The sequence below is a fragment of the Lentzea sp. HUAS12 genome, assembly GCF_024125735.1.
GTDB classification, from domain to species: Bacteria; Actinomycetota; Actinomycetes; order Mycobacteriales; family Pseudonocardiaceae; genus Lentzea; species Lentzea albida.
Genome location: NZ_CP099738.1, coordinates 218,988 through 243,710, shown reverse-complemented (window position 1 = coordinate 243,710; position 24,723 = coordinate 218,988). Strand labels below are relative to the sequence as shown.

General features: G+C 71.8%; 22 protein-coding genes. 11 read left to right on the top strand and 11 right to left on the bottom strand.

Annotation, left to right across the window (positions count from 1 at the left end; all coding sequences use genetic code 11):
- Positions 1–626 precede the first annotated feature (626 nt).
- Positions 627–1,139 carry a histidine kinase gene (locus tag ND450_RS01170; RefSeq protein WP_089916391.1) on the top strand — a complete coding sequence of 171 codons (513 nt, stop codon included), beginning with the start codon at positions 627–629 and terminating at the stop codon, positions 1,137–1,139.
- A 152-nt stretch (positions 1,140–1,291) separates the two neighbouring features.
- On the opposite strand, the gene ND450_RS01165 is transcribed toward ND450_RS01170, so the two are convergent.
- The 3 genes from ND450_RS01165 to ND450_RS01155 all read right to left on the bottom strand — a co-directional run bounded on the left by ND450_RS01165 (position 1,292) and on the right by ND450_RS01155 (position 4,441).
- Positions 1,292–2,119, bottom strand: a complete 828-nt coding sequence (locus ND450_RS01165; protein WP_253324300.1) for an extensin family protein — start codon at positions 2,117–2,119, stop codon at positions 1,292–1,294.
- A 131-nt stretch (positions 2,120–2,250) separates the two neighbouring features.
- Positions 2,251–3,153, bottom strand: coding sequence for an SRPBCC family protein (locus ND450_RS01160; protein ID WP_253324299.1), 903 nt, complete (start codon positions 3,151–3,153; stop codon positions 2,251–2,253).
- A gap of 19 nt (positions 3,154–3,172) precedes the next feature.
- The gene (locus ND450_RS01155; protein WP_253324298.1) at positions 3,173–4,441 is read right to left on the bottom strand and encodes an NAD(P)/FAD-dependent oxidoreductase; all 1,269 of its coding nucleotides are present in this window, start codon (positions 4,439–4,441) and stop codon (positions 3,173–3,175) included.
- A gap of 492 nt (positions 4,442–4,933) precedes the next feature.
- On the opposite strand from ND450_RS01155, the gene ND450_RS01150 reads away from it, so the two are divergent.
- Positions 4,934–6,406 (top strand): FAD-dependent oxidoreductase, encoded by a 1,473-nt coding sequence (locus ND450_RS01150; RefSeq protein WP_253324297.1) that lies wholly within the window; start codon positions 4,934–4,936, stop codon positions 6,404–6,406.
- Here ND450_RS01150 and paaZ read toward each other — a convergent pair.
- The 5 genes from paaZ to ND450_RS01125 all read right to left on the bottom strand — a co-directional run bounded on the left by paaZ (position 6,403) and on the right by ND450_RS01125 (position 11,673).
- Positions 6,403–8,424, bottom strand: coding sequence for a phenylacetic acid degradation bifunctional protein PaaZ (paaZ, locus tag ND450_RS01145; RefSeq protein WP_253324296.1), 2,022 nt, complete (start codon positions 8,422–8,424; stop codon positions 6,403–6,405). The genes ND450_RS01150 and paaZ overlap by 4 nt on opposite strands.
- A gap of 162 nt (positions 8,425–8,586) precedes the next feature.
- Entirely contained in the window at positions 8,587–9,396 is an 810-nt protein-coding gene (locus ND450_RS01140) for a hypothetical protein (protein ID WP_253324295.1), read from the bottom strand.
- A 1-nt stretch (position 9,397) separates the two neighbouring features.
- Entirely contained in the window at positions 9,398–9,895 is a 498-nt protein-coding gene (locus ND450_RS01135; RefSeq protein WP_253324294.1) for a hypothetical protein, read from the bottom strand.
- Positions 9,892–10,572 (bottom strand): hypothetical protein, encoded by a 681-nt coding sequence (locus ND450_RS01130; protein WP_253324293.1) that lies wholly within the window; start codon positions 10,570–10,572, stop codon positions 9,892–9,894. The genes ND450_RS01135 and ND450_RS01130 overlap by 4 nt, the downstream gene beginning before the upstream one ends.
- Positions 10,573–10,659: 87 nt before the next feature.
- On the bottom strand, positions 10,660–11,673 hold the full coding sequence (locus ND450_RS01125) for an NADP-dependent oxidoreductase (protein ID WP_253324292.1): 1,014 nt from the start codon (positions 11,671–11,673) through the stop codon (positions 10,660–10,662).
- A 109-nt stretch (positions 11,674–11,782) separates the two neighbouring features.
- Here ND450_RS01125 and ND450_RS01120 point away from each other — a divergent pair, with 109 nt between their 5' ends.
- The 3 genes from ND450_RS01120 to ND450_RS01110 all read left to right on the top strand — a co-directional run bounded on the left by ND450_RS01120 (position 11,783) and on the right by ND450_RS01110 (position 14,362).
- Positions 11,783–12,340, top strand: a complete 558-nt coding sequence (locus ND450_RS01120; protein ID WP_253324291.1) for a TetR/AcrR family transcriptional regulator — start codon at positions 11,783–11,785, stop codon at positions 12,338–12,340.
- A 51-nt stretch (positions 12,341–12,391) separates the two neighbouring features.
- Positions 12,392–13,927 (top strand): HD domain-containing phosphohydrolase, encoded by a 1,536-nt coding sequence (locus ND450_RS01115; protein WP_253324290.1) that lies wholly within the window; start codon positions 12,392–12,394, stop codon positions 13,925–13,927.
- A 69-nt stretch (positions 13,928–13,996) separates the two neighbouring features.
- Complete coding sequence (locus tag ND450_RS01110; RefSeq protein ID WP_089916930.1) at positions 13,997–14,362, top strand: DsrE family protein; 366 nt, start codon at positions 13,997–13,999, stop codon at positions 14,360–14,362.
- 16 nt (positions 14,363–14,378) lie between these two features.
- Here ND450_RS01110 and ND450_RS01105 read toward each other — a convergent pair whose 3' ends face one another.
- Genes ND450_RS01105 through ND450_RS01095 form a run of 3 tightly spaced genes read right to left on the bottom strand, consistent with a single transcriptional unit; the run spans position 14,379 to position 16,914 of the window.
- Complete coding sequence (locus tag ND450_RS01105) at positions 14,379–15,119, bottom strand: inositol monophosphatase family protein (protein ID WP_253324289.1); 741 nt, start codon at positions 15,117–15,119, stop codon at positions 14,379–14,381.
- The gene (locus tag ND450_RS01100; RefSeq protein ID WP_253324288.1) at positions 15,116–15,739 is read right to left on the bottom strand and encodes an HAD-IA family hydrolase; all 624 of its coding nucleotides are present in this window, start codon (positions 15,737–15,739) and stop codon (positions 15,116–15,118) included. The genes ND450_RS01105 and ND450_RS01100 overlap by 4 nt, the downstream gene beginning before the upstream one ends.
- A 2-nt stretch (positions 15,740–15,741) precedes the next feature.
- The gene (locus tag ND450_RS01095) at positions 15,742–16,914 is read right to left on the bottom strand and encodes an MFS transporter (RefSeq protein ID WP_256557421.1); all 1,173 of its coding nucleotides are present in this window, start codon (positions 16,912–16,914) and stop codon (positions 15,742–15,744) included.
- A gap of 260 nt (positions 16,915–17,174) precedes the next feature.
- On the opposite strand from ND450_RS01095, the gene ND450_RS01090 reads away from it, so the two are divergent.
- The 6 genes from ND450_RS01090 (at position 17,175) to ND450_RS01065 (ending at position 24,709) form a co-directional block, all read left to right on the top strand.
- Complete coding sequence (locus ND450_RS01090) at positions 17,175–19,928, top strand: LuxR family transcriptional regulator (protein WP_253324286.1); 2,754 nt, start codon at positions 17,175–17,177, stop codon at positions 19,926–19,928.
- A gap of 166 nt (positions 19,929–20,094) precedes the next feature.
- A complete protein-coding gene (locus ND450_RS01085) occupies positions 20,095–21,357 on the top strand; it encodes an aspartate kinase (RefSeq protein ID WP_253324285.1) in 1,263 nt (420 codons plus the stop codon).
- Positions 21,354–22,142 carry a 2-amino-3,7-dideoxy-D-threo-hept-6-ulosonate synthase gene (locus ND450_RS01080; protein ID WP_253324284.1) on the top strand — a complete coding sequence of 263 codons (789 nt, stop codon included), beginning with the start codon at positions 21,354–21,356 and terminating at the stop codon, positions 22,140–22,142. Before ND450_RS01085 ends, ND450_RS01080 begins: the two co-directional genes overlap by 4 nt.
- 25 nt (positions 22,143–22,167) lie before the next feature.
- A complete protein-coding gene (locus ND450_RS01075) occupies positions 22,168–23,058 on the top strand; it encodes a family 3 encapsulin nanocompartment shell protein (RefSeq protein ID WP_253324283.1) in 891 nt (296 codons plus the stop codon).
- Positions 23,055–23,960, top strand: a complete 906-nt coding sequence (locus ND450_RS01070) for a sulfotransferase (protein WP_253324282.1) — start codon at positions 23,055–23,057, stop codon at positions 23,958–23,960. Before ND450_RS01075 ends, ND450_RS01070 begins: the two co-directional genes overlap by 4 nt.
- The gene (locus ND450_RS01065) at positions 23,960–24,709 is read left to right on the top strand and encodes an SDR family oxidoreductase (protein WP_253324281.1); all 750 of its coding nucleotides are present in this window, start codon (positions 23,960–23,962) and stop codon (positions 24,707–24,709) included. Before ND450_RS01070 ends, ND450_RS01065 begins: the two co-directional genes overlap by 1 nt.
- Positions 24,710–24,723: the final 14 nt, after the last annotated feature.

The window sequence follows — 24,723 nt, the reverse complement described above, 5'->3', positions numbered from 1 at the left end:
GGGTCCGACGCCGCCGGCGGGCACCGGCCGGCCGCGCTGCACCGCTGCCGCACCACCGAGTCCCGAGCAGGAGGAGGGATCCCGATGAGCGGTGCGCGCCTGCCTTCCCACACCGGTGGAACGAGGTGGATCAGCCGGGGCTCTCGGCGCCTGGTGTGGGGGGGGTCCGGCGTATTCAGTGGGGTCTTGGCCGCTCTTTGCGAGCTGACATGAATTTAGCCGAGCACCGATCGGCACCAATCCACCGTTCAGACGATTAATGCATTTTAAATATCCTTAAGCTCGACTCCGCGAGTTAAATCAATTTAAAGGAACACAACTGCCACAAGACGCGACACCGAACGTGAACACCGGACCCGTTCCTTCACGAACTCACCGAACCGCCGGCCTCTTCACCCGTCCGCGGTTCGCCGGGAGACGATGTTGACCCGAGGTATCACAGAGCGGGCCTGACGCTATACTCACAGTGAGCGCCGAGCCCTCTCGTCGTGACCCGGACGTGACTTTTGACGGGTGAGTCAACCAGGGCATTGCTTCCCGCGTATACCCATGTAGATTCCCGCTCACCGTGACGGCCATTCGGGTGACCGCCACGGCTCGCGCGCCGCACGCGAAACGGAGGCAGCATGCAGGCGAACGCCCAGACCGCCCAGGTCGACGACCTGACACTCATCGCGCTTCCCACCGCGGTGAACTGCGCGGATCTGTTCGTGCGCTTCACCCTCGGTGAATGGCGCCTGCGCAACATGACCGCGGAGTGCTCGGCCGTCGCCTGTGCGCTGGTCGAGGCAGCCGTCGACTCGGCCGATCCCAAGACGTCGCGGCTGATCACGCTGCGACTGCGACTGACCGGCGACTACCTGGTCGTCGAGCTGGAGGCGGCCAGGTTCATCATGCCGCCGACCTCGCCGGACCTGCGCACCGGTGAGCTGCAGCTCGCCGGCGGCATCAAGCTGATCTGGTGCGAACTGCCGCTGCCGACGGGCGTGAACGCCAACGCGGTGCCGCTGCCCCGGCGCGAGAAGCGCCGCTCCCCCGCCGCCGAGGCGCTGGGCGACGAGCCGGACGTCGATCCCGAGCTCATCCAGCGCATCCTGTTCGGTCTCGGTGGCTCGATGGGCAACGGTCAGCAGCGCTGACGACTCGTTCCACCCACAAGGGCGCATTCTTCGATGAATGCGCCCTTGTGCTGTGTGCAGAAATTTTGGTGGATTTTTCCGGTGAATCGACAAAAGCACGACAAGGCCGAGCCCAGGAGGCATGGGCTCGGCCTTGCGGTTCTTCCGCGAACTCAGATGTTCTGGTTCGCGAAACCCTTGGTCGCGATCTTCGACAACATGCCCTGCCACACCGACGTGCTGGTGTGCGGGTCGCCGGTCACGCCGAGCGCGGACTTGAGGCCGTTGAACGCGGCCTGCGTGTTGGGACCCCAGATGCCGTCGATCGCGAGGCCTGCCGCGCGGAAGTTGTTGCAGGTGCCCTGGACGAACTTGGTGTCGGCCTCGGAGTCCTTGAGCACGCGCACCGGCATGCCGCCGAAGTCGGCGTGGATGTGGTCGCGGTGGTCGGCGTTGTACCAGCCGTCGAGCACGTAGCGGAACCGGCGGCGGGTCACGGCCTCCGTGGCGAGGTAGCGCTTGCGCAGCGCGGCGGTGCTCGACGCGTGGTGCTGGTCGAGCGGCGAGGTGACGTTGCCGTTGGACCAGCGGACGTGGTCGAGGTCCATCGCGGTGCCCGCGCCGTGCTGACCGGCCTTGTCGACGTAGAAGCCCGCCGAGACGATGTAGCTGATCGAGCCGTAGCTCGACGAGAGCGAACGCAGGTCGCGGATCCAGGCGACGAGCGCGGTGTAGAACGCGTCGGTGGCCTGCCAGTTGCGCGCGGTCGTGTTGCCGCGGTTCGAACGCCAGTAGTAGACGGGAGTGCCGTCGATCTTCTGGAACGTCATCATCGCGAGCGCGCCGACCTCGGCGGCCTCGATCTCGGCCGGCGTGTGCTGGTCGGCGGGCGTGGGCGCGGCACCGGCCAGGCCCGGCGCGATGGTGGACAGGCCGGCGAGACCGGCGACCGCGGCCGCGCCCGTGACGAAGCCGCGCCTGGTGACGTTGTTCTCGAACACCCCAGTACTCCCTCTGCGTCCAAGCCGGCGGCGGCAGGGGTGAAGGGCCTGTCTCACCCACCGGCCCGAGGGAGTCTAGGGATCTCGTCCGAACGGCGGAATCGCGCCTGACCTGCGTTTTTCCTCCGCCTTTACCGCACGGCGCCGAGCACGCGGACGAGGCTCTTCTCGGTGTCGGTGCCGAGCTTCTCGAGCGCGAGCTTCGCGACCGGCGCCCCGAACTTCGCGAGCCCGTTGAACTCGACGTGGGCGTGGTAGGCGATCCGGGTGGTGCCCGGCTCGGGCCCGGCGCTGATCGAGATGTCGTCGGTCGAGGTGGCGGTGTCGTTGCGGCCGACGAACTGCAGGCCGCGCTCGTCGTCGCGGGTCAGCTCGTAGACGAGCTCGGTCTTGCGGCCGAGGAACGACGACACGTTGCGCCAGCGCGAGCCGACCTCGACCGGGCCGTCGTCGAGGCGCGTGCAGGACACGGTGCCCGGATCCCACTGCTCGGCGCGGGAGAAGTCGCGCAGGTACTCCGTCACGCCCTCGGGCGTGGAGGCGACGGTGAACGTGCGCTCGACGTCCACACCGGACACGTGCGGCGAGTCGAACGACTGCGGCGCCAAGCGGAGCCGGTACTCGTCGACGAGCTCGGCCTGGCTCGCGGCGCGGTCCGCCAGCCGCTCGAGCCGCGTCTCGTCGAAGCTCCCGAGCCTGCGCAGCGTCCGCCAGAGCGCGGTCTTGCCCTCGATGCCGACGCGCAGCGCCTCCAGTTCGAGGACGTCGCTGAGCGGCGAGCGCCCGAGCACCCGGCCGTTCAGCTTGAGCCTGCCCGCCTTCTCGGTCAGCCAGCCGAGCGCCTCCTTGTGCGGACGCGACTCCACGCCGACCTCGCGCATGAAGTCGAGCAGTTCCTTGCGGTCGGCCTCGATGTCGTCCGCGAGAACCCGCAGTTCGGGATGCGTGCGGCTGATGCGGCGCGCGAGCTCGGTGCCCGCCGTCGCCCCGGCCAGGTGGTCGTTGAGGTAGATGCCCAGCAGCTCCGTGTTCACGCAGACCGGTTACCCCTGGTCAAACCTGCTTGCGCTCCAGCGCCCGCACGGGTTCGAGGATGATCGGCTGCGCGCGGCGGCCCGTGAGGAGGTTCCACGCCCACTGCGCCAGCACCGCGGCCCGGTTGCGCCACCCGACGAGGAACGCGATGTGCACGCCCGCCCACGCCGCCTTGCCGATCAGTCCCTTGAGCCGCAGCTTCTTGATGTCCGCGACCGCGTCACCGGGCGAGATGGTGGCCATCGTGCCGAGGTCGAGGTACCGGAACGGCTTGGCGCGCCGCCCCTGCAGCCGCGCCTTGATGACGCGCGCGACGTGGTGCCCCTCCTGCAGCGCGGGCTCGGCGATGCCGGGCAGGTCGTTGAGGTTGGCCATGTCACCGATCGCGAAGATCTCGTCGGTGACCGAGCAGTCCACCGGGTTCACCTTGATCCGGCCCTTGCGGTCGGTCTCGGCCCCCGTCTGCTCGGCCAGCTGCCGCGCGAGCGGCGAGGCCTGCACCCCGGCGGCCCAGATGATCGTCTTGGCCTCGACCCGGTCCCCGTCCTTGGTGGTGAGCCCCTCGGAGTCGATCGACTCGACCATCGCCCCGGTCATCACCGTGACGCCGAGACTTTCGAGCTTCGACCGCGCATGATCGCGCAGCGGCGGCGAGAACGGCGGCAACACGTGCGGCACCGCGTCCATCAACGTGATCCGGACGTCCCGCGGGTCGATCTCCCGGAACTGCCCCTTCAACGCCCGCCGGGCGAGGTCCGCGAGCTGCCCGGCCAACTCGACCCCGGTGGGCCCGGCCCCCACGATCGCGAACGACAACCACTGCTTCGGATCGTCCGCCGCGACCGCCGTCTCGAACGCCCGGAGGAGCTTCGAACGCAGGTCCACGGCCTGCTCGAGCGTCTTCATCGGCGGCGCCGCCTCGGCCCACTCGTCGTGCCCGAAGTAGCTGTCCCGAGAGCCCGCCGCCACCACCAGCGTGTCGTACTCGACGTGACTCGACCGCCCGTCCGGCAGATCGACGTGCACCAGCCTGGCGGCCGTGTCGAACCTGGTCACCTCCCCCAGCAACACGTGGGCGTTGCGCTGCTTGCGCAGGATCGCCCGGAACGCCGGCGCGATGTCACCGGCGGGCAGCAACGCCGTCGCCACCTGGTACAGCAACGGCTGGAACAGGTGGTGGTTGGTGCGGTCGATCAACGTGACCTCGGCGTCCGCGCGCTTCAACCCGCGCACCACGCCCAGACCGCCGAACCCACCTCCGACAACGACTACCCGGTGCTTGCTCATGGGGGACGCATACCCGCTGAGGGCGCCACGTATCCGGGCACGCTCCAGTTCGCCCGAAGGAAGCCGGTGGGGAGCCGGGCGGGGAGCCTGGGCGCACGCGCGTCACGGCACGCACGGTGGGCCCCACCACCACGCAGCTCGCGCCACACACACCGCCACGTCACGCGTTCTTACTGCACCTGCGGCCGCCCGCACGCCCGCCGCCACACACGAGGCCACGCACGCACCCACCACCCGCACGTCACGCCATACACGCACCGCATCGCGTCCCCACACCCCTGCTACGCGCGCACGCCCGCCACCACACGTCACCCACGGCCATCTCATCCACGCCCGCTCCGCTTCACCACCCATCCCGCCTCACCACCCGACCGCACCACCCACCCGGCCTCATCACCCGACCGACCCCACGACCCGACCGCCCGCCCCGAACACCCCTCGACCCCACCCCCCAGCCCCGCATACCCACCCCCAACCCGGGTATCCGCCTCCATGACCACCACCGCTGACCAGTCGCTCTGGCTCGCCGCCCTCCCGCCGGCACCCCGCCCCCCGCTGACCGGCGAGCACACCTACGACGTGACCGTGGTCGGCGGCGGCATCACGGGCCTCACCACCGCCCTCCTGCTCAAGCGGCGCGGCCTGCGCGTCGTGGTGCTGGAGGCCGCCCAGGTCGCCTCAGGTGTGTCGGGCAACAACACCGCCAAGGTCACCGCCCTGCAGTCCACCGTGTACTCGCAGATCCGCAGCCGGCACGGGCTGGCCGCCGCCACCGACTACGCCACCGCCTCGCTCGCGGCCGTGGCGCAGGTCGCGACCCTCGCCGAAGGCATCGACTGCGACCTGCGCCAGTCGCCCGCCATCACGTACGCGTTCACCGAGGCCGAGGTGCGCGACGTCGACAACGAGTTGATCGCCGCCCGCCAGGTCGGGTTGCCGGTGCGGGCCACCACGGACGTCGGCCTGCCGTTCGAGGTGCACGCGGCGGTGCGGCTCGACGACCAGCTCAAGCTGCACCCCGTCAAGTACCTGCGGGGGCTGGCCGACCAGATCGACGGTGACGGCAGCCTGGTGTGCGAGAACAGCCGCGTGCTCGACGTCAGCGGCAACCGGGTGTCCACTTCGGATGGTCACGTCGACGCCGAGAAGATCGTGATGGCGACGCACTACCCGACGTTGGACCGCGGTGTGTACTTCGCACGCCTCGAGCTCACGCGCGCCTACTGCATCGCGGCCAGGGTCGGCTCGCCGCCCGAGGCGCTCGCCATCAGCACCGGCAGTCCGTCGTGGTCGATCTCGGCGCACGAGGACAAGCTCATCCTCGCCGGGCAGAGCCACCCGACGGGGAAGACCGTCGTGGAGCCGTTCCGGCGTCTGGAGGACTTCGCCCGCGAGCACTGGCAGGTCGAGGAGGTCACGCACCGCTGGTCGGCGCAGGACCCGACGGCCTACGACCACCTGCCGATGATCGGGAGCTACACGCCCGGCAACACGACCGTGTTCACCGCCACCGGGTACATGAAGTGGGGCCTGACCAGCGGCACGTTCGCGGCGGCGCTGCTCGCGGACCTCGTCACCGGCAAGCCGAACGCGCTCGCCGAGCGCTTCAGCCCGCACCGGGTGTCGCTGAAGTCGGTGCCCACGCTGCTGCGCAAGAACGCCGAGGTCGCCGCGGAGATGGTCGGCGACAGGGTGATGCCCGCCGACGCCACCTCCAGCGAGGACCTGCTGCCCGGTCACGCCCACGTCATCCGCGACGGCCTCGGCAAGACCGGCGTCTACCGCGACGAGAGCGGGAAGCTGCACGGCGTGTCCATGCGCTGCACGCACCTCGGTTGCCTCGTGCGGTTCAACGCCGCCGAACGCAGCTGGGACTGCCCGTGCCACGGCTCGCGGTTCGACGTCGACGGCGAGGTGCTGGAAGGACCCGCGACCAAGCCCTTGCCCCGCAAGGAACCCCGCTAGCTCTTCGCCACGAGCGTCAGCACGTCGTACTTCGCGACCGACTCGCCCTTCTGGTTCGTCACGTCCGCGTCCCACCGGACCTCGCCGTACTCCTGGTCCTCGCGCGGCGTGATCTGCTTGACCGTCAACGTCACCGTCAGCTCGTCGCCGGGGAACGTGGGCGTGACGAACCGCAGGTTCTCCAGGCCGTAGTTCGCGAGCACCGGTCCGGGCTCCGGCGAGACGAAGAGGCCCGCCGCGAACGACACCACGAGGTAGCCGTGCGCGACCCGGCCGCCGAAGAACGGGTTCGCGGCGGCGGCCTCCTCGTCCATGTGCGCGTAGAACGTGTCGCCGGTGAACGACGCGAAGTGCTCGATGTCCTCCAGCGTCACCTCGCGTGGCCCGGCCACGACCGTGTCGCCCACACGGAGTTCGGCCAGCGTCTTGCGGAACGGGTGCACGGCGTCGTCACGACGTGGCGCGCCCGTGACCCAGCGGTTCGTGATGGCACCCAACGCGCGCGGGCTGCCCTGCACGGCCGTGCGCTGCATGTGGTGCAGCACGCCGCGCATGCCTCCCATCTCCTCACCGCCACCGGCCCGGCCGGGACCGCCGTGCACGAGCATCGGCAGCGGTGAGCCGTGCCCGGTCGACTCGGCGGCGTCCTCGCGGTCCAGCACCAGCAACCGCCCGTGCCACGGCGCCACGCCGATCACGACGTCGCGCACGAAGTCCGTGTCGGCGGACACGATCGACCCGACCAGCGACCCGGCACCGCGGGCGGCCAGCGCCACGGCGTCGTCGACCGACGTGTACGGCATCAGCGTCGACACCGGCCCGAACGCCTCGACCTCGTGCGGCTGCACGGCGTCCGCCGCGGCGCGCAACAGCATCGGCGACATGAACGCGCCGCGCTCGGCATCCGCGTCCACAAGAGACAGAGGGCCGTCGCCGTAGACGACAGAAGCGTTCTCCCGCAACGCCTTGAGCGACCGGAGCACCTCCTCGCGCTGCTCCAGGCCGGCCAGCGCACCCATCTTCACCGACTTGTCCGCGGGGTTGCCGATCACGACCTCGGCCAGCTTCGCCGCCGTCGCCTCGGCCACCGCGTCCACCAGTGACCCGGGCACCAGCGCGCGCCGGATCGCCGTGCACTTCTGCCCGGCCTTGGTCGTCATCTCCGCCACGAGCTGCCCGACGAACAGGTCGAACTCGGGTGTGCCCGCGACGGCGTCCGGACCGAGGATCGAGCAGTTCAGCGAGTCGGCCTCGGCGTTGAACCGCACCGACGACCGGATCACGGCCTGGTGCGTGCGCAGGCTCTGCGCCGTGGACGCGGACCCGGTGAAGCCGACGAGGTCCTGCGGTGTCAGGTGGTCCAGCAGGTCGCCCGCCGACCCGCACACGAGCTGCAAAGATCCCTCGGGCAGCAGCCCGGACGCGAGCATCAGCTCGACCATCTTCTCCGTCACGTACGCCGTCTGCGACGCGGGTTTGATGAGCGTCGGCACCCCGGCGATGAACGCGGGCGCGAACTTCTCGAGCGGCCCCCACATGGGGAAGTTGTAGGCGTTGATCTGCACCGCCACCCCGCGCAACGGCGTGCAGATGTGCTGCCCGACGAACGTGCCACCCCGCCCGAGCGGCTCGACGGCGCCCTCGACGTAGACCTTGTCGTTCGGCAGCTCGCGCTTGGCCTTGGACGCGTACCCGAGCAGCACGCCGAAACCGCCGTCGATGTCGATCCACGAGTCGGACTTCGTCGCGCCCGACCGCGCCGACAGCGCGTACAGCTCCGCCTTGTGCTCCTTCAGGTACAGCCCGAGCGCCTTGAGCAGCTGCGCGCGCTGGTGGAAGGTGAGCTCGCGCAACGCGGGCCCACCGACCTCGCGCCCGTACCGCAGCGCCGCGCCCATGTCGACGCCGGCCGACGAGATCCGTGCGATCTCCTCGCCCGTCACGGCGTCGTGCAACGGCGCGCCCTCCGCCGAGGACGTGTGCCACCCGCCCGACACGTAGCTGCGCAGCATGCTCATCGGCGCCACCCTTCCAGCGGTGAGAACTCCCCGGTGCCAGGGAGTTTTCACCGTGGTCAGCACCGTGGCAACCGGCGGTGGCCCGTCCAGGTGATCTGCTCGGCCGGCGACGGCTGCACTGGGAACCACCTCGTCGAACACGTGCGTCCTGGCGGGTCCCGGTCAGGAGTTCCCCGGGTCGAAGGACACCTCGAGGGTGAACCGGGCCTGCCGGGCGCTATGGCGCTCCCAGTCGAAGACGGTGCGCAGCGCCGCGCAGGGGCTGAGCGCGCGCAGGCCGATCGTCGCCTCGAAGCTGACCACCAGCTCGCTGATCAGGCTGAAGTGCTTGGTCATCTCCTGCTGGAAGTCGATGGTCACGTGGTGGGAGGTGAGCTGGTTCCCGGAGATCGCACGCTGCTCGATCAGCGAGAGGACGTCCAGGTCCACCGCGTCTCCGTGAGCGGCCGCCGCCTTCCTGGCCGCCTCGACGTCCGCCGGTCCGCCCCGCCACCTCCCCGAGGCCTCGACCGTCAGGCTCAGCCGGTCGTCGGTCTCCCCGCTGAGATCGGCCGAAAGGCCGCCGCCCTTCTGTGCGTCCTCACCGCCGCCGAGGCCGATGCGCGCGACGAAGTCGTTGTGCCAGCTGGTCTTCGCCGCGCGCGTCTCGGTCTCCTGGAGCACCAGCGACGTCGCGCCCAGGTGCTGGCAGACCGTTCTGAGGAGCCGCAGCCTGCGCTGCGCCGCCCGGTGCGGCGCTTCGGCCACCGGAACGTATCGCCGGGCGTCACCGTGATCGCGGACGAACGCGTCGCCGATGCTGAGGTCGAGCCCGGCCAGTTCGCGGAACCGGGTCCACTCGCCGAGCAGCGGAACGGGAACGAGCGTCACCTGGCTGTTCTCGATCAGCCCAGGGTTGTCGTCGGCCACCTGGACGTAGTCGTCCCGGGCCACGACCACGACCCGGTCTGCCAGCTGCTCCGGAACGTACAAGTCAGTCCCCTGCTCCGAACCGGACCCGGTCCGCGCTCGCCGCGTGCCGGGCAGAAGGGAAGAACCGCCGGACGACCGCGATCACGCGCTGGACGAGAAGCCCGGGAAACCGGCGGGCCGTCGCGGCCCGCCCCCACCTCAGGGCGTCGCCCAGTGCTCCGGGGTCGCACTCGACCGCCGCGGACCGGCGCAGGATCCCGGCGACCTGGCCCGCGATCTCGTCGACCCAGTCGTCGTTCTCCGCGACGTCCCTGAGGACCACGACGACACCTTGGCGATGGCCGCCGGTGTGCCGCAGCCGCCAGGACGTCTCCAGCACCAGCGCGTCCTCGAAGCGGACGGCGTCGCCGAACCGCTGATGCCTCTTGGCCTTCCGCTTGCCGAACAGCGACAGCACCGCGTGCACGTCCCGGTGGTCCCGCGGCTCCGCTCCGTCGCGCCAGGCGAACGGCGGGTCTCCGTTCTCGTACTCGAGGTAGACGAGGAACAGCGCTGTCACAGCAGGTTCTCCACGATGCCCTCGGCGAACTCGGCGGCGCCGGCCTCGGTCAGCATGCTGCCCGCCACCACGGAGGTCCGGCCGGCCTCGCCGATCTTGGCCAGCACCGCGGCCAGTTGCTCGGTGACCTCCGCCAGGTAGGCCGCCGGTCCCAGCGCGGCCCAGCGCGGGTCGAGGTCGGTGTGCGTCACCCCGACGACGACGCGTTCGGCCTTCTCGCAGTGCCGCCTGATCCGGCCGGCGTCGTCCACCACCCGCACCCACTCGGCGGCGTGCGGCCGCTCGGCCTTCCGGGTCGCCTCCTCGTGCAGGTGCACCGCGTTGACCAGGTAGACGACCACGGTCGCCGCCTTGACGTCGTCCAGGAACCCGCGCATCGACTCGTCGAGCCCGGAGATGTCCTTGACCTTGTGGAAGACGAACTTCTTCTCGAAGCTGAGGACCTTGTCCTTGGTCGGCACCTCGAACGTCCCGATCTTGACCGGCCGCGCCGTCCTGAGCGGGTCGTCCTCCCACTCGCCGCGCCAGGAGTTGAGCAGCGTCGTCTTGCCCGTACGGCTCTGGCCGATGACCATCACGTCGAGCGGCTGGCGGAGCTGCCGGAGGGTCACGGCGGCACTCACCACGCTCACCAGCGCGACCACGCCCGCGCCCAATGCGATCAGAGGGAGCGGCATCGGCACCTCTCGACGGAAGACAGTGGTGCGCCTTATGTCGCCGCCCCCTCCGCGGTTGTTACCCGGCGGTGAGCCGTCCTGCCGGGGTCAGGCGACGGTGAGCACGATCTTGCCCCGCAGGTGTCCCCGCGCGGCCCGCTCGTGCGCGGCCTGCGCGTCCTTCAGCGCGAAGGTGCTGTCGACGGCGACGCGGAGGGTGCCGTCGCCGAGGAGGCGGCCGATCTCCTCCAGCTGCGCGCCGTTGGAGCGGACCTGCGCGGACGTCACGGTGACGCCCCGCCGCGCGTTCTCCTCGTCGTCGAACTCGCCGAAGTACAACGGGTAGAGCGAGCCGCCGCGCCGGACCACGTCGAGGAAACGCCTGCTCCCGGGGCCGCCGACGCAGTCCAGCACCAGGTCGGCGTTCCGCACGACCTCCTCGGGGCGCTGCTTCGTGTAGTCGATCACCTCGTCGGCGCCGAGGTCGCGCAGGAACTCCTCGTGCCCGCCGGACGCGACCGCGACGACCCGCGCGCCCTTCCACTTCGCGAGTTGCAGCGCGAGGTGCCCGACGCCGCCCGCGGCGCCGTTGACGAGGACCGTGCTGCCGGGACCGAACGGCATCGGGCGGTGCTGGGCCTCCTGGAACGGCGACGGGACGTCGTGGCCGAGGTCGATCAGGAACTGCCAGGCGGTCAGCCCGGACATCGCCACGGCGGCGGCGTGCTCGTGGCTCACGCCGGCCGGCTTGTGCGCGAAGTCCGCCGCCGAGGCGGTGACGTATTCCGCGTAGGCGTTGCCCTGCAACGAGTTCGGGAAGTTCAGCATGCCGAAGACCTCGTCGCCGACGGCGAAGCCCTCCACACCGGCGCCGATCCCCGCGACCACGCCGGAGACGTCCGTTCCCGGGATGAGCGGCAGCTCCACCTGCGGCTTCAGCTCCTCCGGCACGTCCGGCATGCCCTCCCGCGCGTACCAGTCGGGCGGGTTGACGCCCACCGCGTGCACCCTGACCAGCAGCTGGCCCGGCTCGGCCACGGGCTTCGGCGCCGTCTCGTACCGCAGCACCTCGGGACCGCCGTACTCGTGCAGGCGGATCGCGTTCATGGTCTCGGTCGGCACAGCTCTCTCCCTCTTCCGGGCGGTAAGCTCTAAACGAGTCACAGACCCGCTTTTCCGGGTCACTGACCCGAATATATGGGTCAGTGACCCGTTTACGCAAGGAGCGCAGATGAGGGCGGATGCCAAGGCCAACCACGACCGCCTGCTGGCCGTCGCCGGCACCGTCATCACGGAGCACGGCAGCGAGGCCTCGATGCGCGACATAGCCCGTCGGGCCGGCGTGGGCCTGGCGACGCTGCAACGCCACTTCCCCACCCGCGAGTCGCTGCTCGAAGCCCTGCTGCGCACCAACTTCGACGAGTTGACCGCGCGGGCGGCCCAGGTCGAGGCCGCGAACGCGCCCGACGAGGCATTGCTGCTGTGGCTGCGCGACTTCATCAAGGCGTGCACCAACTACCGCGGCGTCGTCACGGCGATGGTGCACGCGATCGAGGACCCCGAGTCGGCCCTGCACAGCTCGTGCGTGGCGATGCGCGGCTCCGGCGCACGGCTGCTCGCCCGCGCCCAGGAGGCCGGCGAGGCGCGCACCGACCTCGACGGCGCGGACCTGTTCGCGCTGGTGTCGTCGCTGGTGTGGCTCAGCGACCAGCCCGGCCAGGAGACGCGGGCCGAGCACCTGTTCGAGGTCGTGATGAGCGCGGTCGTGACGACGCCGAGCCGCACGTAGGTTCTGCGGCACAACCGATCCGGCCCGGTCCCGCGGAGCTACCATCCGCGGGTGGAGCCTGCCGACGGAGATGCCGGGATCGACCTGGCCGAACTGCTCGCCGCCTTCTCCCTGGCGACGGACCTGGGGCTGGGGCAGCCGATGGAGCACGTGCTCCGGTCGTGGCGGATCGCGGAACGGCTCGCCGAGCGGATGGAGCTGCCGGAGGACGAGCGGCAGGCGCTGTTCCACGTCTCGATGCTCGGCTGGGTCGGGTGCATCGCGGACTCGCCGGAGGTGGCCGCGTCCTTCGGTGACGACATCGCCTTCCGCGCGGACAGCTACGAGGTCGACCTCGCCGGGCCCGCCGGGTTCGGGTTCTTCTTGCGGCGGGCCGGGCGGGGCGGGGCGTTGTGGCACCGGTTCCGGGTGGCGTCGACGCTCCTGGCGAGCGGTGGTCAGCACGTCGTGCAGGGGATGCAGTCCCACTGCGTCACCACGTCGGCGTTGGCGGAGCGGCTCGAACTCGGGCCCGGTGTGGCGCGGGCGTTGCGGCAGTTCTTCACGCGCTGGGACGGGCGCGGGGTGCCGCACGGGGTCGGGGGCGCGGACATCGCCCCCACCATCCGGTTGTTGCACCTGGCCGATGTCGTCGAGGTGCGGTACAGGACCGGCGGGATCGAGGGTGCGGTCGAGGTCGCCCGTGCGCGCCGTGGCCGTCAGTTCGCACCCGACGTGGTCGACGCGTTCGTCGCGCACGCGCCGGAAGTGCTGTCCGGCAACGGGATCGACCTCCCCCGGTTGCGGCCTCTCACCCAGGGCGAGCTGGACTCGGCGCTCGAAGCGCTGGCGGACTTCACCGACCTGCGCTGCGCGACCCGGGCCGGGCACTCGCGCGGGGTGGCGGAGCTCGCCGGTGCGGCGGCCCGGTCGATCGGACTTCCCACCGCCGACGTGATCGCCACCCGGCGGGCGGGGCTGCTGCACGACATCGGGTTGCACGGCGTGCCGGTGACGGTCCTGGAGCAGCCGGGGCCGCTGTCGGCCACCGACTGGGAACGCGTGCGGCTCAGCTCGTACCACACCGAACGCGTGCTGGCCCGGCCGGCGGCGCTGGCCAGGCCGGGGGCGATCGCCGCCATGGCGCACGAGCGGATGGACGGCGGCGGCTACCACCGGGGGCTGTCGGGTGCGGCCCTGCCGATGACCGGGCGGGTGCTCGCCGCCGCGTGCGCCTACCGGGCGATGCTCGAACCGCGGGCGCACCGGGCCGCGTTGAGCGACAAGCAGGCGGTCCTGGCGGTGCGGGAGGCGATCCGGGCCGGAGCGCTCGACGGGGACGCCGCCGAGGCCGTGCTCTCCGCGGCGGGCAACGGCACCCGGCGGCGGGTGTCCGGGCCCGCCGGGCTCACGCCGCGGGAGGTCGAGGTGCTGGTGCTGATCTCCCGCGGCGCGCAGACCGGTGAGGTGGCCGAGCGGCTCGGCATCTCGCGCAAGACGGCCGGGACGCACATCGAGCGGATCTACACCAAGACCGGGGCCTCGTCGCGGTCGACGGCGACGTTGTTCGCACTGCGCAACGGTCTGCTCGACCCGCTCGATCTGTAGGGAGAACGCCCGACGACACGGCCCCTTCCCGCTCCTAACGTCGCGGTACCCGACGAAATGGAGCAGGTCATGCCGAACAAGGCCGTCATCAGTCTGTCGACAGGGCTCGAGGACGCGGAGAAGGTCACCGTCGCGTTCCTCGTCGCGATCGGCGCCGCCGAGACCGGGCGCGAGACACTCATGTTCCTGTCCAAAGAGGCCGTGCGCCTGTCTCTCAACGGCACCGCCGCGGGCGTCGCGTGCGACGGCTGCCCGCCGCTCGCCGAACTGCTCCAGCGCTACGAGGCGGCGGGCGGCCGCTACTTCGTCTGCCCCCTCTGCTTCAACGCGAAGCGGCTCGACGCCGGCGACCTCGTGCCCGGCGCGGAGATCAACGGCACCATCCCGCTGTGGAAGTGGATCGGCGACGAGCCCGCCACCACGTTCAGCTACTGAAGGCGCGCGGCGCGCATCACCGGGCCAAGAGGCCCGCGAGCGCGTCCAGCAGCACCGGTGCCACCTCCGGCCGGCACACCAGCAGGTCCTCCGACCGCGGGTCCGCCGACCGGTACTCCACCGCACTGCCGTCGAGGTGCGAGGTGTGCGCACCGGCGGCACGGGCGACGGCCACCGGAGCCGCGCTGTCCCACTGGTACTGCCCGCCGTCGTGCACGTAGGCGTCGACCCGGCCGGTGCACACCGCCACGGTCTTCACCCCGGCCGACCCCATCGGCACGAGCTCGACGTCCAGCACCCCGGCCAGCTCGTCCACCAACGGCGGACGGTGGCTCCTGCTCACCGCCACCCGCAGGCGCTCCGCACCGGAAGCGGGCAACGGCGTCGGAGTGGCGGTGCCGTGCGTGTCACCCGACGCGAGCGCCACTGCGCCGGCGGTGAGGTCACCACCTTCGACGAGGGCCACGTGCACGGCCCAGTCGTCGGCACGATCGGTGTACTCGCGGGTGCCGTCGAGCGGGTCGATGATCCACAGGCGGCCGGACCGGGCCTCGGCCGGGACCGGGGCGCCCTCCTCGGACAGCACGGCGTCGTCAGGGCGGTGCAGCGCCAGTTCCCGAACGAGGAGTTCGTGCGCCCGGCGGTCGCCGACGTCACCGAGGTCCGATCCGGAGTACTCGGATCGCAGCTGTGACAACAGGTCGCGAGCGGAAGAGGCCACAGTGGACGCGAGGATGTGATCGTCCACCGTGGTCACTCCGCGAGGGTGAGGACGACCCGGTCGCCGTCGACCTCGAACCGCGCGTGCGAGAGGTCGGGCACGACGACGTCGGCGTCCAGGCCGGTGCCGACGCCGAGGGTCGTGCAGCCCGCCGCCCGGCCCGACTCCAGGCCGGACGCGGTGTCCTCCACGGCGAGGCAGCGGCGTGGATCCGCGCCCAGCTGCTCGGCGGCGGACAGGTAGGGCGCGGGTGCGGGTTTGCCGTGGTCGACGTCGTCCGCGGTGACGACGACGTCGGTCACCGGGAGGCCCGCGGCGGCGGTGCGGGCGGCCGTGACGTCACGCGTGCAGGAGGTGACGATGGCCTTCTTCGCACCGGCGGCGCTGGTGGCGTCCAAGGCCCCCGGTAAGACGACGACGCCTTCCAGGTCGTGGGTGGCGATGTGGGAGTAGTGCGCCAGCCCCTCCTCGTGGCGTTCCGGCGGGAGCAGCAGGGCGACGATGTCCTTGGCGGGCTTGCCTTCCGTGCCTTCAAGGCCGGCGGGGTCGACGCCCTCCTCCTCGGCCCAGCGGTGCCAGGCCCTGCGCACCGCGGCGGTGGAGTCGATCAGGGTGCCGTCGAGGTCGAAGAGCACCGCGTCGAATTCCAGTCGCATGGTCATCCTTTCGCTCGGGAGCCAACGGTTTCGCGCTGGGCGACGTAGCGGACGAGCAGGACCACGAAGCCCAGCGCGGCGAGGCCGAGGACACCGCCCAGCACGGCGACGCCCGGCAGTCCGGCCTGGTCGAGCGCGATGCCGCCGAAGCCCGCGCCCGCGACGATGCCGATGTTGAACGCGGACACGGCGAACGACACCGCGAGCTCGCCGCCCTCGCCCGCCGCCTGGAACAGGGCCGCCTGCACGGCCGGGACGAACGACCACGCCGCGAGCTGCCAGACGACCACCAGGGCGATGGTCTGCGGCACGTCGGTCGACAGCGGCAGCACCAGCAGCAGCGCCACGGCGGTGATGGCGGCGGTGATCAGCAACGTCCTGCGGGAGTCGGCGTCCGCGCCCCTGCCGCCGATCACGTTGCCGACGACGGCGCAGACACCCGCGATGAACAGCACGACGATCACCATGGTGCTGCTCATGCCCGCGCGCTGCTCCAGCAACGGCACGAGGTAGGTGTAGACGGTGAAAGTGGCACCCCAGAACAGGGTGATCGCGGCGAGACCGACCAGGACGGGCGCGGTGCGGACCGCCCGCAGGCGCTCGCGCAGCGGAGCGCTGTCGTCGGCGCCGGTCGGCGGCACCGTGGCGGCGATGAAACCCAGTGACAGCAACGCCAGGGCGCCGATCACGAGCATCGGCACCCGCCAGCCCATGTGGTGCCCGAGCAGGGTGCTGATCGGCACGCCGAGCGCGGTGGCGGTGTTGACGCCCGCCTGGATCGTCGCGATGGACGAGGCCCGCTTCTCCTCCCCGCCGAGGCGTGCGGCGGCACCGATCGCGGTGGCCAGGTAGAGGCCCATCATCGCGCCGGACAGGATCCGCGAGCCCAGCAGCACCGGGTAGTTCGGTGCGAGGCCCGCCGTGGCGTGCCCGAGCGCGAACACGATCAGGGCACCGAAGAGGACCTTGCGGCGGTCCATGCGGTGGCAGACGGCGGCGAGCACGGGCGCGCTGATCGCGAACGCCACGGCGTTCAGCGTCACCAGCTGGCCGGCCGCCGCCTCCGACACACCGAGATCGCGCGCGATCTGGGGCAGCAGGCCGACGACGGCGAATTCAGTGCACGCCACCGCGAACGCACCGCTGAACAAAGCCCAAATCCAAGTCCTTCGCATTACCTCTCCATGCGTGCGCGTCGGGTACGCAATTGCAGGAAGGGTTGACGGCTCGTTCCCGGGCTAAGCGGATCCACACCGAAGAATTCGAAACTGCCGGTTCCCCTACGAAGGTGTTCACGTGATCGGAGTAATGCCGTGAACATCCGGTTACCACCCGTATGAGCGGTTCCGGATGATGATGAAGTGGGTAGGCCCCTGGAGTCTGGCGCCTTGGGGGACATGACGCGCCGCGGTCGAAGCGAGGGGAAGGACCGACTGTGCTCGAGGACGACGTGGAGCCGTACGCCACGCCGCGATTACCGGGACAAGCCGACCTCGTCGACGAGGCCCTCGGCGCGCTCGCACGAGGTGAGGGCGGTGTCCTGGTCGCCGAGCAACAGGGGGTCCTGGGGCGCAGAGCGCTCGTCGGCCAGGTCAGGGCCGAGGCGGCGCACACGGGGCTCCGGGTCGTGCACGGCCGTGCGACGCACGTGGACCGGGTCGCGCCGCTGTCGACGCTGAGGGCGGCCCTGAGCTCGAAGGTCACCGGTCCGCACGGGGACTACGACGCCCAGCACCTGACGGCGTTGCGGGAGATCCGGACCCAGCTCGTCGACCTCGCGAACGGCCCCGGCCTGCTGGTGTGCCTGGACGACCTGCACCTCGCCGACGACGTCACCGCGCTGGCGTTGCGCATGCTCGTGCCGGGGCTCGCGAACACCCCGGTGCTGTGGCTGCTGTCGCTGCGCCGGTCGCAGGCCTCCGCGGCGGTGCTCGGGGTGGTGGACGTGCTGCTGGAGTCCGGCGCCCGCAGGCTGCCGGAGTGGCAGCCCACCGAGGAGGAGGTGCGGCTGCTGTGCCACCGGGTGCTCGGCGCGGAACCCGACCCGGCGCTCGTGGCCATCGCGAGCGACGTCGACGGTGACGCCGAACGCGTCGTGCGCGCGTTGCGCGACGCGGGCCACGTCGAGGTCGTGGGCGGGAAGGCCGTGCTCACCTCCGTGGGACGGCCGCTGCCGCACTGGCTCGTCACGGAGGTCCGCTCCGCGCTCGGCGATCTCGCCGGGCCCGCCTCGGAGGTGCTGGACGCGGGCGCGGTGCTCGGCAGGCGGTTCACCGTGCACGAGGCAGCGGAGCTGTTGCGCAGGCCCGTCGCCGAACTGCTGTGGGCCGCCGCCCTGCTGGTCGAGACCGGGGTGCTGGCCGCCGGGACCAACGGCCTGACGTTCCGCAGCGAGCTCGTCCGGCGCGTCGTGTACGCGGGACTGCCCGAGCCCGTGCGGACGGCGTTGCACCGGGAGGCGGCCGAGGTGGTCGCGAAGGAGGGCAGGCCCGCCGAGGAGGTCGTGCACCACGTCGAACGCGGTGGCCGCTGGGCCTCGGAGGAGGTCGCCCGCACGCTGCGCAAGGCCGTGCGGGATCGCACGGGCACCGGTGGCGCGGCGCGGCTGGCGCTGCGGCTGCTGGACCTGGCGGGGCACGACTCGACCGGCACCGGGGACCTGACCGTGGACGCGGTGCGGCTGCTCAGCGCGGACGGCCGGACCTCCCAGGCCTGGGACCTGGCCGTACGCGCGCTGAACGGGACGCCGGACGCGGCCACCGAGACGCGCCTGCTGTGCGCGCTCGCCGAACTGGCGGACTCGCGCGAACCCGGTCACGGCCACATGGTCGTCGAGTACGCGCGCCGGGCGTCGGCGCGGGTGGACCTGGCCGAACGCGACCACGCCGACCTGGCCGCCGTGCAGGCCTACCGGCTCGCGGCCGCCGGGCACACCGCGGCGGCGGAGCACGCCGCGGCCTCGGCGCGATCGGCCGGGGGTGAGGCCGTCGCGCTCGGCTCGGCCGCGCGGTCGCGCATCGCGTTGCACCGCGGTGAGCTCGGCCGGTCGCTCGACCTGGCCAGGGCGGCCGTGCACGAGGCGGACCGGGCCGGGCCGTCGCAGCGCAGGCTGAACTCGCGCTTGTGGCTGTGCGCGCCGCTCGTGGCGCTGGACCGGTTCGACGAGGTGCACTCCACGCTGACGCTCGTCGCGAGGGAGACCGCGCAGCTGGGCGCGGCCTGGCCGGTACCGCACTGGCAGCACCACAAGGCCCGCGCCCACCTGGCGGCCGGCAAGCTGCGTTCCGCCGCCGCGGACGCCGAACTGGCCGTCCTCACCGCGCGTGAAGCACCGTCCTCCCCCCTGCTCGGGCGCGCGTTGCTGCTGCTCTGCGAGATCCGCACGGCCCTGGGCGAGCTGGACGCGGCCGAGGTGAACCTGCGGGAGGCCGAACGGCTCGGCGGGCGCGGCGCCGGAGCGGCCAGGCTCGCGTGGCGGAGGGTGCTGTGGCTGTGCGAGGCCGAGCGCCCCGGCGAGGCGGCCGAGGTGGCGGAAGGTCTGCTGAGCAGCCCTGATCTGGTCGCGATCGCCACCACCGCACCGACGCCGGTGCTGCCGGTCCTCGCGCGTCTGGCCCGGCTCCGCGACGACGAACGCCGTGTCGACCAGGTCGCGCGGATCGCGCACGAGCTGAGCGAACGCAATCCCGGTGTCCTCTGGGTCGCCGCCGCGTCCTCGCACGCCGCGGGCCTGCGCGACGGCGACCTCGGCGCGCTGGTGAGGGCCGCCGAGCTGAACCGGCTGTGCGACAGGCCGGCCGCGGCGGCGTCCGCGCTCACCGACGCCGCCCGGCTCGCGGACGACCAGCGAGCCGCCGACCTGCTCGACCAGGCCCGGCACGAGTGGACGGCCGTCGGCGCCGTGCACGCGGCGGACCGGGCGGGCCGCAGCGTTCCACCACGGCGACGAGACCCCGACGACCCCGTGCCGGCGCCGTCGTCGGAGCTCTGGGCGAGCCTCACGGAGACCGAGGTGCGGGTGGCCAGGCTGGTCGCGCGCGGCCTCACCAACAAGGCAATCGCGGCACGCTTGACGCTCTCCCCCAACACCATTGGCACGCACGTGCGCAACGCGTTCACGAAACTCCAGGTCACCAACCGCGTCGAGCTGGCGTTGCAGGTGATCGCGCAGGACCGCCACCGCACGTGAATCGACTGCCTGCTCACCCATTCACGTGAGGAGGCAGATGCTGATTGACAACTCCTATTGACCAGGTTCATGGATTTACGCGAGCTTGGCCGCCACTCCACTCGGAGAACCCCCTTTGTGCGGGGTGAATTTCAGCTCCCGTCGGGCGAATTCCGAACGGAGTGGCATGGAGATCAGCATCCAGAAGTACGGCGGCAGCTCGCTTGCCGACGACGCGCAGGTCGCCGCGGTGGCACAGCGCGTCGCCCAGGCCCACCGGTCGGGCTCCGCTGTCGTGGTCGTGGTGTCCGCGAGGGGCGCCACCACCGACGAGCTGGTCCGGTCGGCCACGGCGGTCAGCGACGTGCCGGACCCCAGGGAGACCGACAAGCTGCTCGCCACCGGCGAGCTGGCCTCGGCCGCGCTGCTCGCGATCGCCCTGCAGGACCTCGGGGTGCCCGCGGTGTCGTTGTCCGGGCCGGACGCCGGGTTGCGCGCCGTCGGACCGCCCGGCGCCGGCGTGATCGCCTCGATCGACACCGGCACCGTGCGGGAGTGGCTCGGCCGCGGCCACGTCGTGGTCGTCGCCGGTTTCCAGGCGCTCGACGACGACGGCGCCGTCGTGACGCTCGGCCGCGGCGGTTCGGACACGTCCGCGGTCGCCCTGGCCGTCGCCCACGGCGCGGCGGTCTGCGAGATCTACACCGACGTGCGCGGCATCGCACGCGCCGATCCCAGGGTCGTGCCCGGCGCCGGTCTGCTGCCCGAACTGCCCGCCGGCGTGATGGCGGAGATGGCGTTCTCCGGCGCACGGGTGCTGCACCCGCGTTCCGTCGAGCTCGCCGCGGCGCACGGCGTGGACATCGTCGTGCGCGACTCGTCCGGGCTCGGTGACGGAAGCACGATCTTCGGAGGGAGAACGATGCTCGACTCGGACGTCCTCGAAGGACGAGCCGGCGTGGTCGCGGTGACGCACGACGAACAGGTGACGCAGGTGCTCGTCGACGCGGGGTGCGACCTCGTGGAGGGCAGTGCCCGTGTGCTGGAAGCGTTGGCGCGCCTGGAGATCCCCGTCGACTCGGTGCAGTGGTGGTCACATCCCGGCGCACCGCTGCGGATGCGGTTCTGCCTCGCCGACAGCGCGGCGGACGAGGCCGCGGCCGCCGTCCGCGAGGAACTCGCCTGCACGGTCGCGCTGCGCCGCGACTTCGGCCGCGTCTGCGCCGTCGGCACCGGTCTGCTGAGCAGGCCAGGACTCACCGCGCTCGGCCTGAACGCGTTGTCGGCGGCCGGGATCACCGCGGAGTGCGTGGCCTGCAGCCAGGCCAGGACGACGTACCTCGTCGCACGCGACCGCGTCCACGACGCCGTCCGCACGCTCTACGAACGCTTCGGATTGGACCAGCACGACCTCGCTCAGCACGACCTGGAAGGGAGCAGGACCCGGTGAACCAGCCGCACTCCTTCGGCGCGAGGCTGCGCCTCGACCGCATCGACCGCAACGGCGACGGCAGGTTGATGATCGTGCCGCTCGACCACTCGGTCGCCGACGGACCGGTGACCCCCGACGACACCCTCGACGACCTGATCGGCGAGCTCGCCGCGGCCAAGGTGGACGCCGTGGTGCTGCACAAGGGAACCGTCCGCCACCTGAACCCCAAGCGGTTCGTCACCACATCGCTGATCGTGCACCTGAGCGCCAGCACCGCGCACGCCCCCGACCCGGACGCCAAGTACCTCGTCACGAGCGTCGAGGCGGCACTGCGGCTCGGCGCGGACGCCGTCAGCGTGCACGTGAACATGGGCTCGCAGCAGGAAGCCGAGCAGATCGCCGACCTCTCGCGCACCGCGGAGGAGACCGAGCGCTGGGGAATCCCGTTGCTGGCCATGATGTACGCCCGCGGCCCGCAGATCGACAACGCCGCCGACCCCGACCTCGTCACGCACTCCGCGACGCTCGCCGCCGACCTCGGCGCCGACCTCGTGAAGGTGAGCTACCCCGGTTCGGCCGCGGCCATGGCCGACGTCGTCCGCGCGTGCCCCATCCCCGTCGTCGTGGCGGGCGGGCCGCCGGTGGACGACAAGCGCGACCTGCTGCGGCGCGTCGCCTCGACGGTGCGCGCCGGTGCGGCGGGAGTCGCCATGGGCCGCAACATCTTCCAGCACCCGACGCCGGGCCGGCTGGCCCGCGAGATCGGTGACGTCGTGCACGGCCGCATGGCGATCGCCGCCTGAGCCAGCTGAGCCCGAGGAGGCAGCGATGACCACGAGTTCCCCGTTGAAGCAGACCCGCCAGCTGCTGGCGGACCCCGCGATGACCGAGAGCACGCCCGGCTCGGAGTTCGCCCAGGCGGCCGCGCTCGGCAACCCGTCCGAGGACGTGACCGTCAGCTACCGCGCCTACCTGCCCACGGCGTTCCCGCTGTTCGCCGAACGCCCGCGCTTCACCGTGCGGCAACTGATGAAGATGGCGACGATCCGCGATGACGACGCCCCGTACGTGCGGGAGCCGCAGCCCGAACAGGAGCGCGACAGCCGTTCGGGCGTCACGTTCGACACGACCCCGGAGTCGGCGTTCCGGCCGTTGCTCGATGAGGCGCGGCTGACCGACATCGGCGTGTCCGTCGCGGTGCCGCCCGGACTGCTGGAGCACCCGCGGCTGCTGGCCGCGTTCATCGACTACCGGTTGCTCGTCCGGTTCGGCACCACGGAGAACGAGGTGCTGCTGCGCGGCAGCGAGGACGGTGCCGTACCCGGGCTTCTGACGCTGCCCGAGGCGCGGAGGCTCCGCACGGACGGCGCACCGGCCGACCTGCTCACCGAGGCCGCCGCGCTGGTCGAGGAGACCGGTGGTTCGTGCGACGGCATCGTGGCGCACAACGCCGTGTACTGGCAGGCCGTCCAGTCCGGGCTGCTGGGCAAGCTCGCCGAGGCCGGTGTGCGGATCGCGCGGACCAGGATGATCCCCGAGCACCAGGTGCTGCTCGGTGACTTCCGCGCGGCCACCACGTTCCTCGACCCCGGTGTCGGGCACCTGCGGTTGCGCCGCGGTGCCGGCGAGGACGGTGGCGACCTGCTGGAGGCGGGCAGCCGCATGGGGCTCGCCGTGCACCTGCCCCAGCACTTCGTGCTGCTGGAGGGATCGGCGTGACGCGGGTCCTCTACCTCACCGGCATGATGCGGTGCGGCAGCACGATGATCGGCAACGTCCTCGGTGAGACCACGGGCGCGTTGCACGTCGGCGAGCTGCACTACCTGTGGCGCAACGGGGTGCTCGGCCAGGGCACCAACTCGAGCTGCGGCTGCGGCGCCGAGCTGGCCCGGTGTCCACTGTGGTCAGAAGCGCTGGACGACCGCCGGATCGCGACGGCCGTGGAGGCGGTGCAGGCCACCAGGCTGCGCGCCCGCCACACCCCGCGTCGTCTCGCCGAGTCGATCGGCCCGCTGACCGCACCGCCCGACGTGCGGTGGCTGACGGACCTGACCGCGGACGTGTACCGCCGCGCCGCCTCCGTCGCGGGCGCCGAGGTCGTGGTCGACGGGTCGAAGTACCCGGCCGAGGCGGCGGCGCTGCTCGGCGCGGACCTGGACGTCCGCGTGCTGCACGTGGTGCGCGACGCCCGTGCCACCACGCACTCGTACCGCAAGGACAAGAGCTACGTGGAGCGGATGAGCGCGGCCCGCAGCACCGGGTACTGGACGGCGGTCAACGCCGCGTCCGACCTGCTGGCGCTGGCCGGGCGGAAGCGCTACCTGCGCGTGCGGCACGAGGACTTCTCCGCCCGCCCAGCCGAGGTGGTCGACGAGGTGATGGCGTTCGCCGGCCTGAGCGGCCCGAACCCCGTCTCCGCCGACGGCGCGGTCGAGCTCGGAGTCAACCACACGGTCACGGGCAACCCGGACCGGTTCCACCGCGGGCGGGTGCTGATCGGGGACAGCGCGCGGTGGCGGACCGAGCTCGGGTGGAAGCCGCGGGCCCTGACGACGGCGGCGGCCGCTCCGCAGCTGGTGCGCTACGGCTACCCGGTGTTGCCCGCGAGGAGGAACGGCTGATGGACCTCGGACTCGAAGGCAAGGTCGCCCTGATCGCCTGCGCCAGCAGCGGTCTCGGCCTCGGTGTCGCCACCGCTCTCGCCACCGAAGGCGCGCACGTCTCCATCTGCGGCCGCGATCCCGACCGGCTCGCCGTTGCCCACGGCAAGCTCGAAGCGCACGGCGGCCGCGTGCACAGCCAGGTAGCCGACGTCGGCGTCGACGGCGCGGTCCAGCGCTGGGTCGACGGCGCGGTGGCCGAGTTCGGCGGCATCGACGTCGTCGTCAGCCACACCGGCGGTGTCGTGCAGGGCCCGGTCGCCGAGTTCGGACCCGAGGACTACCGCCGGGCCGTCGACACCGCGCTCATCCCGCACGTCGCGCTGGTCACGGCGGCGACACCGCACCTGCGCCGCGACGGCCGCGTCCTGATGATCACCTCGGAGGCGGTGCGGCAACCCATGCCGCACAACGTGTTGTCCGGTGTGGCGCGCCAGGGCGTGCTGTCGTACGCGCGGAACCTCGTGCACGCCTTCGGGGACAGCGGCACGACCGTCAACGTCCTCGCGCCCGGCTACCACGACACGCCGGCGTTGCGCGGGCCGTCCGGCGAGGACACCTCCGCGGCGGCCGCCGAGGTGCCGTTGCGCAGGGTGGGTGACCCGGACGACTTCGGCGCGCTGGCCGCGTTCCTCGCCTCCCGGCAGGCCGCCTTCGTCACGGGCGCGCTGCTGCTGGTCGACGGCGGCAACACGCGTGCGCCGGTGTGACCCCACGAACCCCT

Coding starts and splice junctions, on each gene's coding strand:
- ND450_RS01170 (WP_089916391.1), top strand. CDS start 627: ATGCAGGCGAACGCCCAGACCGCCCAGGTCGACGACCTGACACTCATC.
- ND450_RS01155 (WP_253324298.1), bottom strand. CDS start 4,441: ATGAGCAAGCACCGGGTAGTCGTTGTCGGAGGTGGGTTCGGCGGTCTG.
- ND450_RS01150 (WP_253324297.1), top strand. CDS start 4,934: ATGACCACCACCGCTGACCAGTCGCTCTGGCTCGCCGCCCTCCCGCCG.
- paaZ (WP_253324296.1), bottom strand. CDS start 8,424: ATGAGCATGCTGCGCAGCTACGTGTCGGGCGGGTGGCACACGTCCTCG.
- ND450_RS01130 (WP_253324293.1), bottom strand. CDS start 10,572: ATGCCGCTCCCTCTGATCGCATTGGGCGCGGGCGTGGTCGCGCTGGTG.
- ND450_RS01120 (WP_253324291.1), top strand. CDS start 11,783: ATGAGGGCGGATGCCAAGGCCAACCACGACCGCCTGCTGGCCGTCGCC.
- ND450_RS01110 (WP_089916930.1), top strand. CDS start 13,997: ATGCCGAACAAGGCCGTCATCAGTCTGTCGACAGGGCTCGAGGACGCG.
- ND450_RS01100 (WP_253324288.1), bottom strand. CDS start 15,739: ATGCGACTGGAATTCGACGCGGTGCTCTTCGACCTCGACGGCACCCTG.
- ND450_RS01095 (WP_256557421.1), bottom strand. CDS start 16,914: ATGCGAAGGACTTGGATTTGGGCTTTGTTCAGCGGTGCGTTCGCGGTG.
- ND450_RS01085 (WP_253324285.1), top strand. CDS start 20,095: ATGGAGATCAGCATCCAGAAGTACGGCGGCAGCTCGCTTGCCGACGAC.
- ND450_RS01075 (WP_253324283.1), top strand. CDS start 22,168: ATGACCACGAGTTCCCCGTTGAAGCAGACCCGCCAGCTGCTGGCGGAC.
- ND450_RS01065 (WP_253324281.1), top strand. CDS start 23,960: ATGGACCTCGGACTCGAAGGCAAGGTCGCCCTGATCGCCTGCGCCAGC.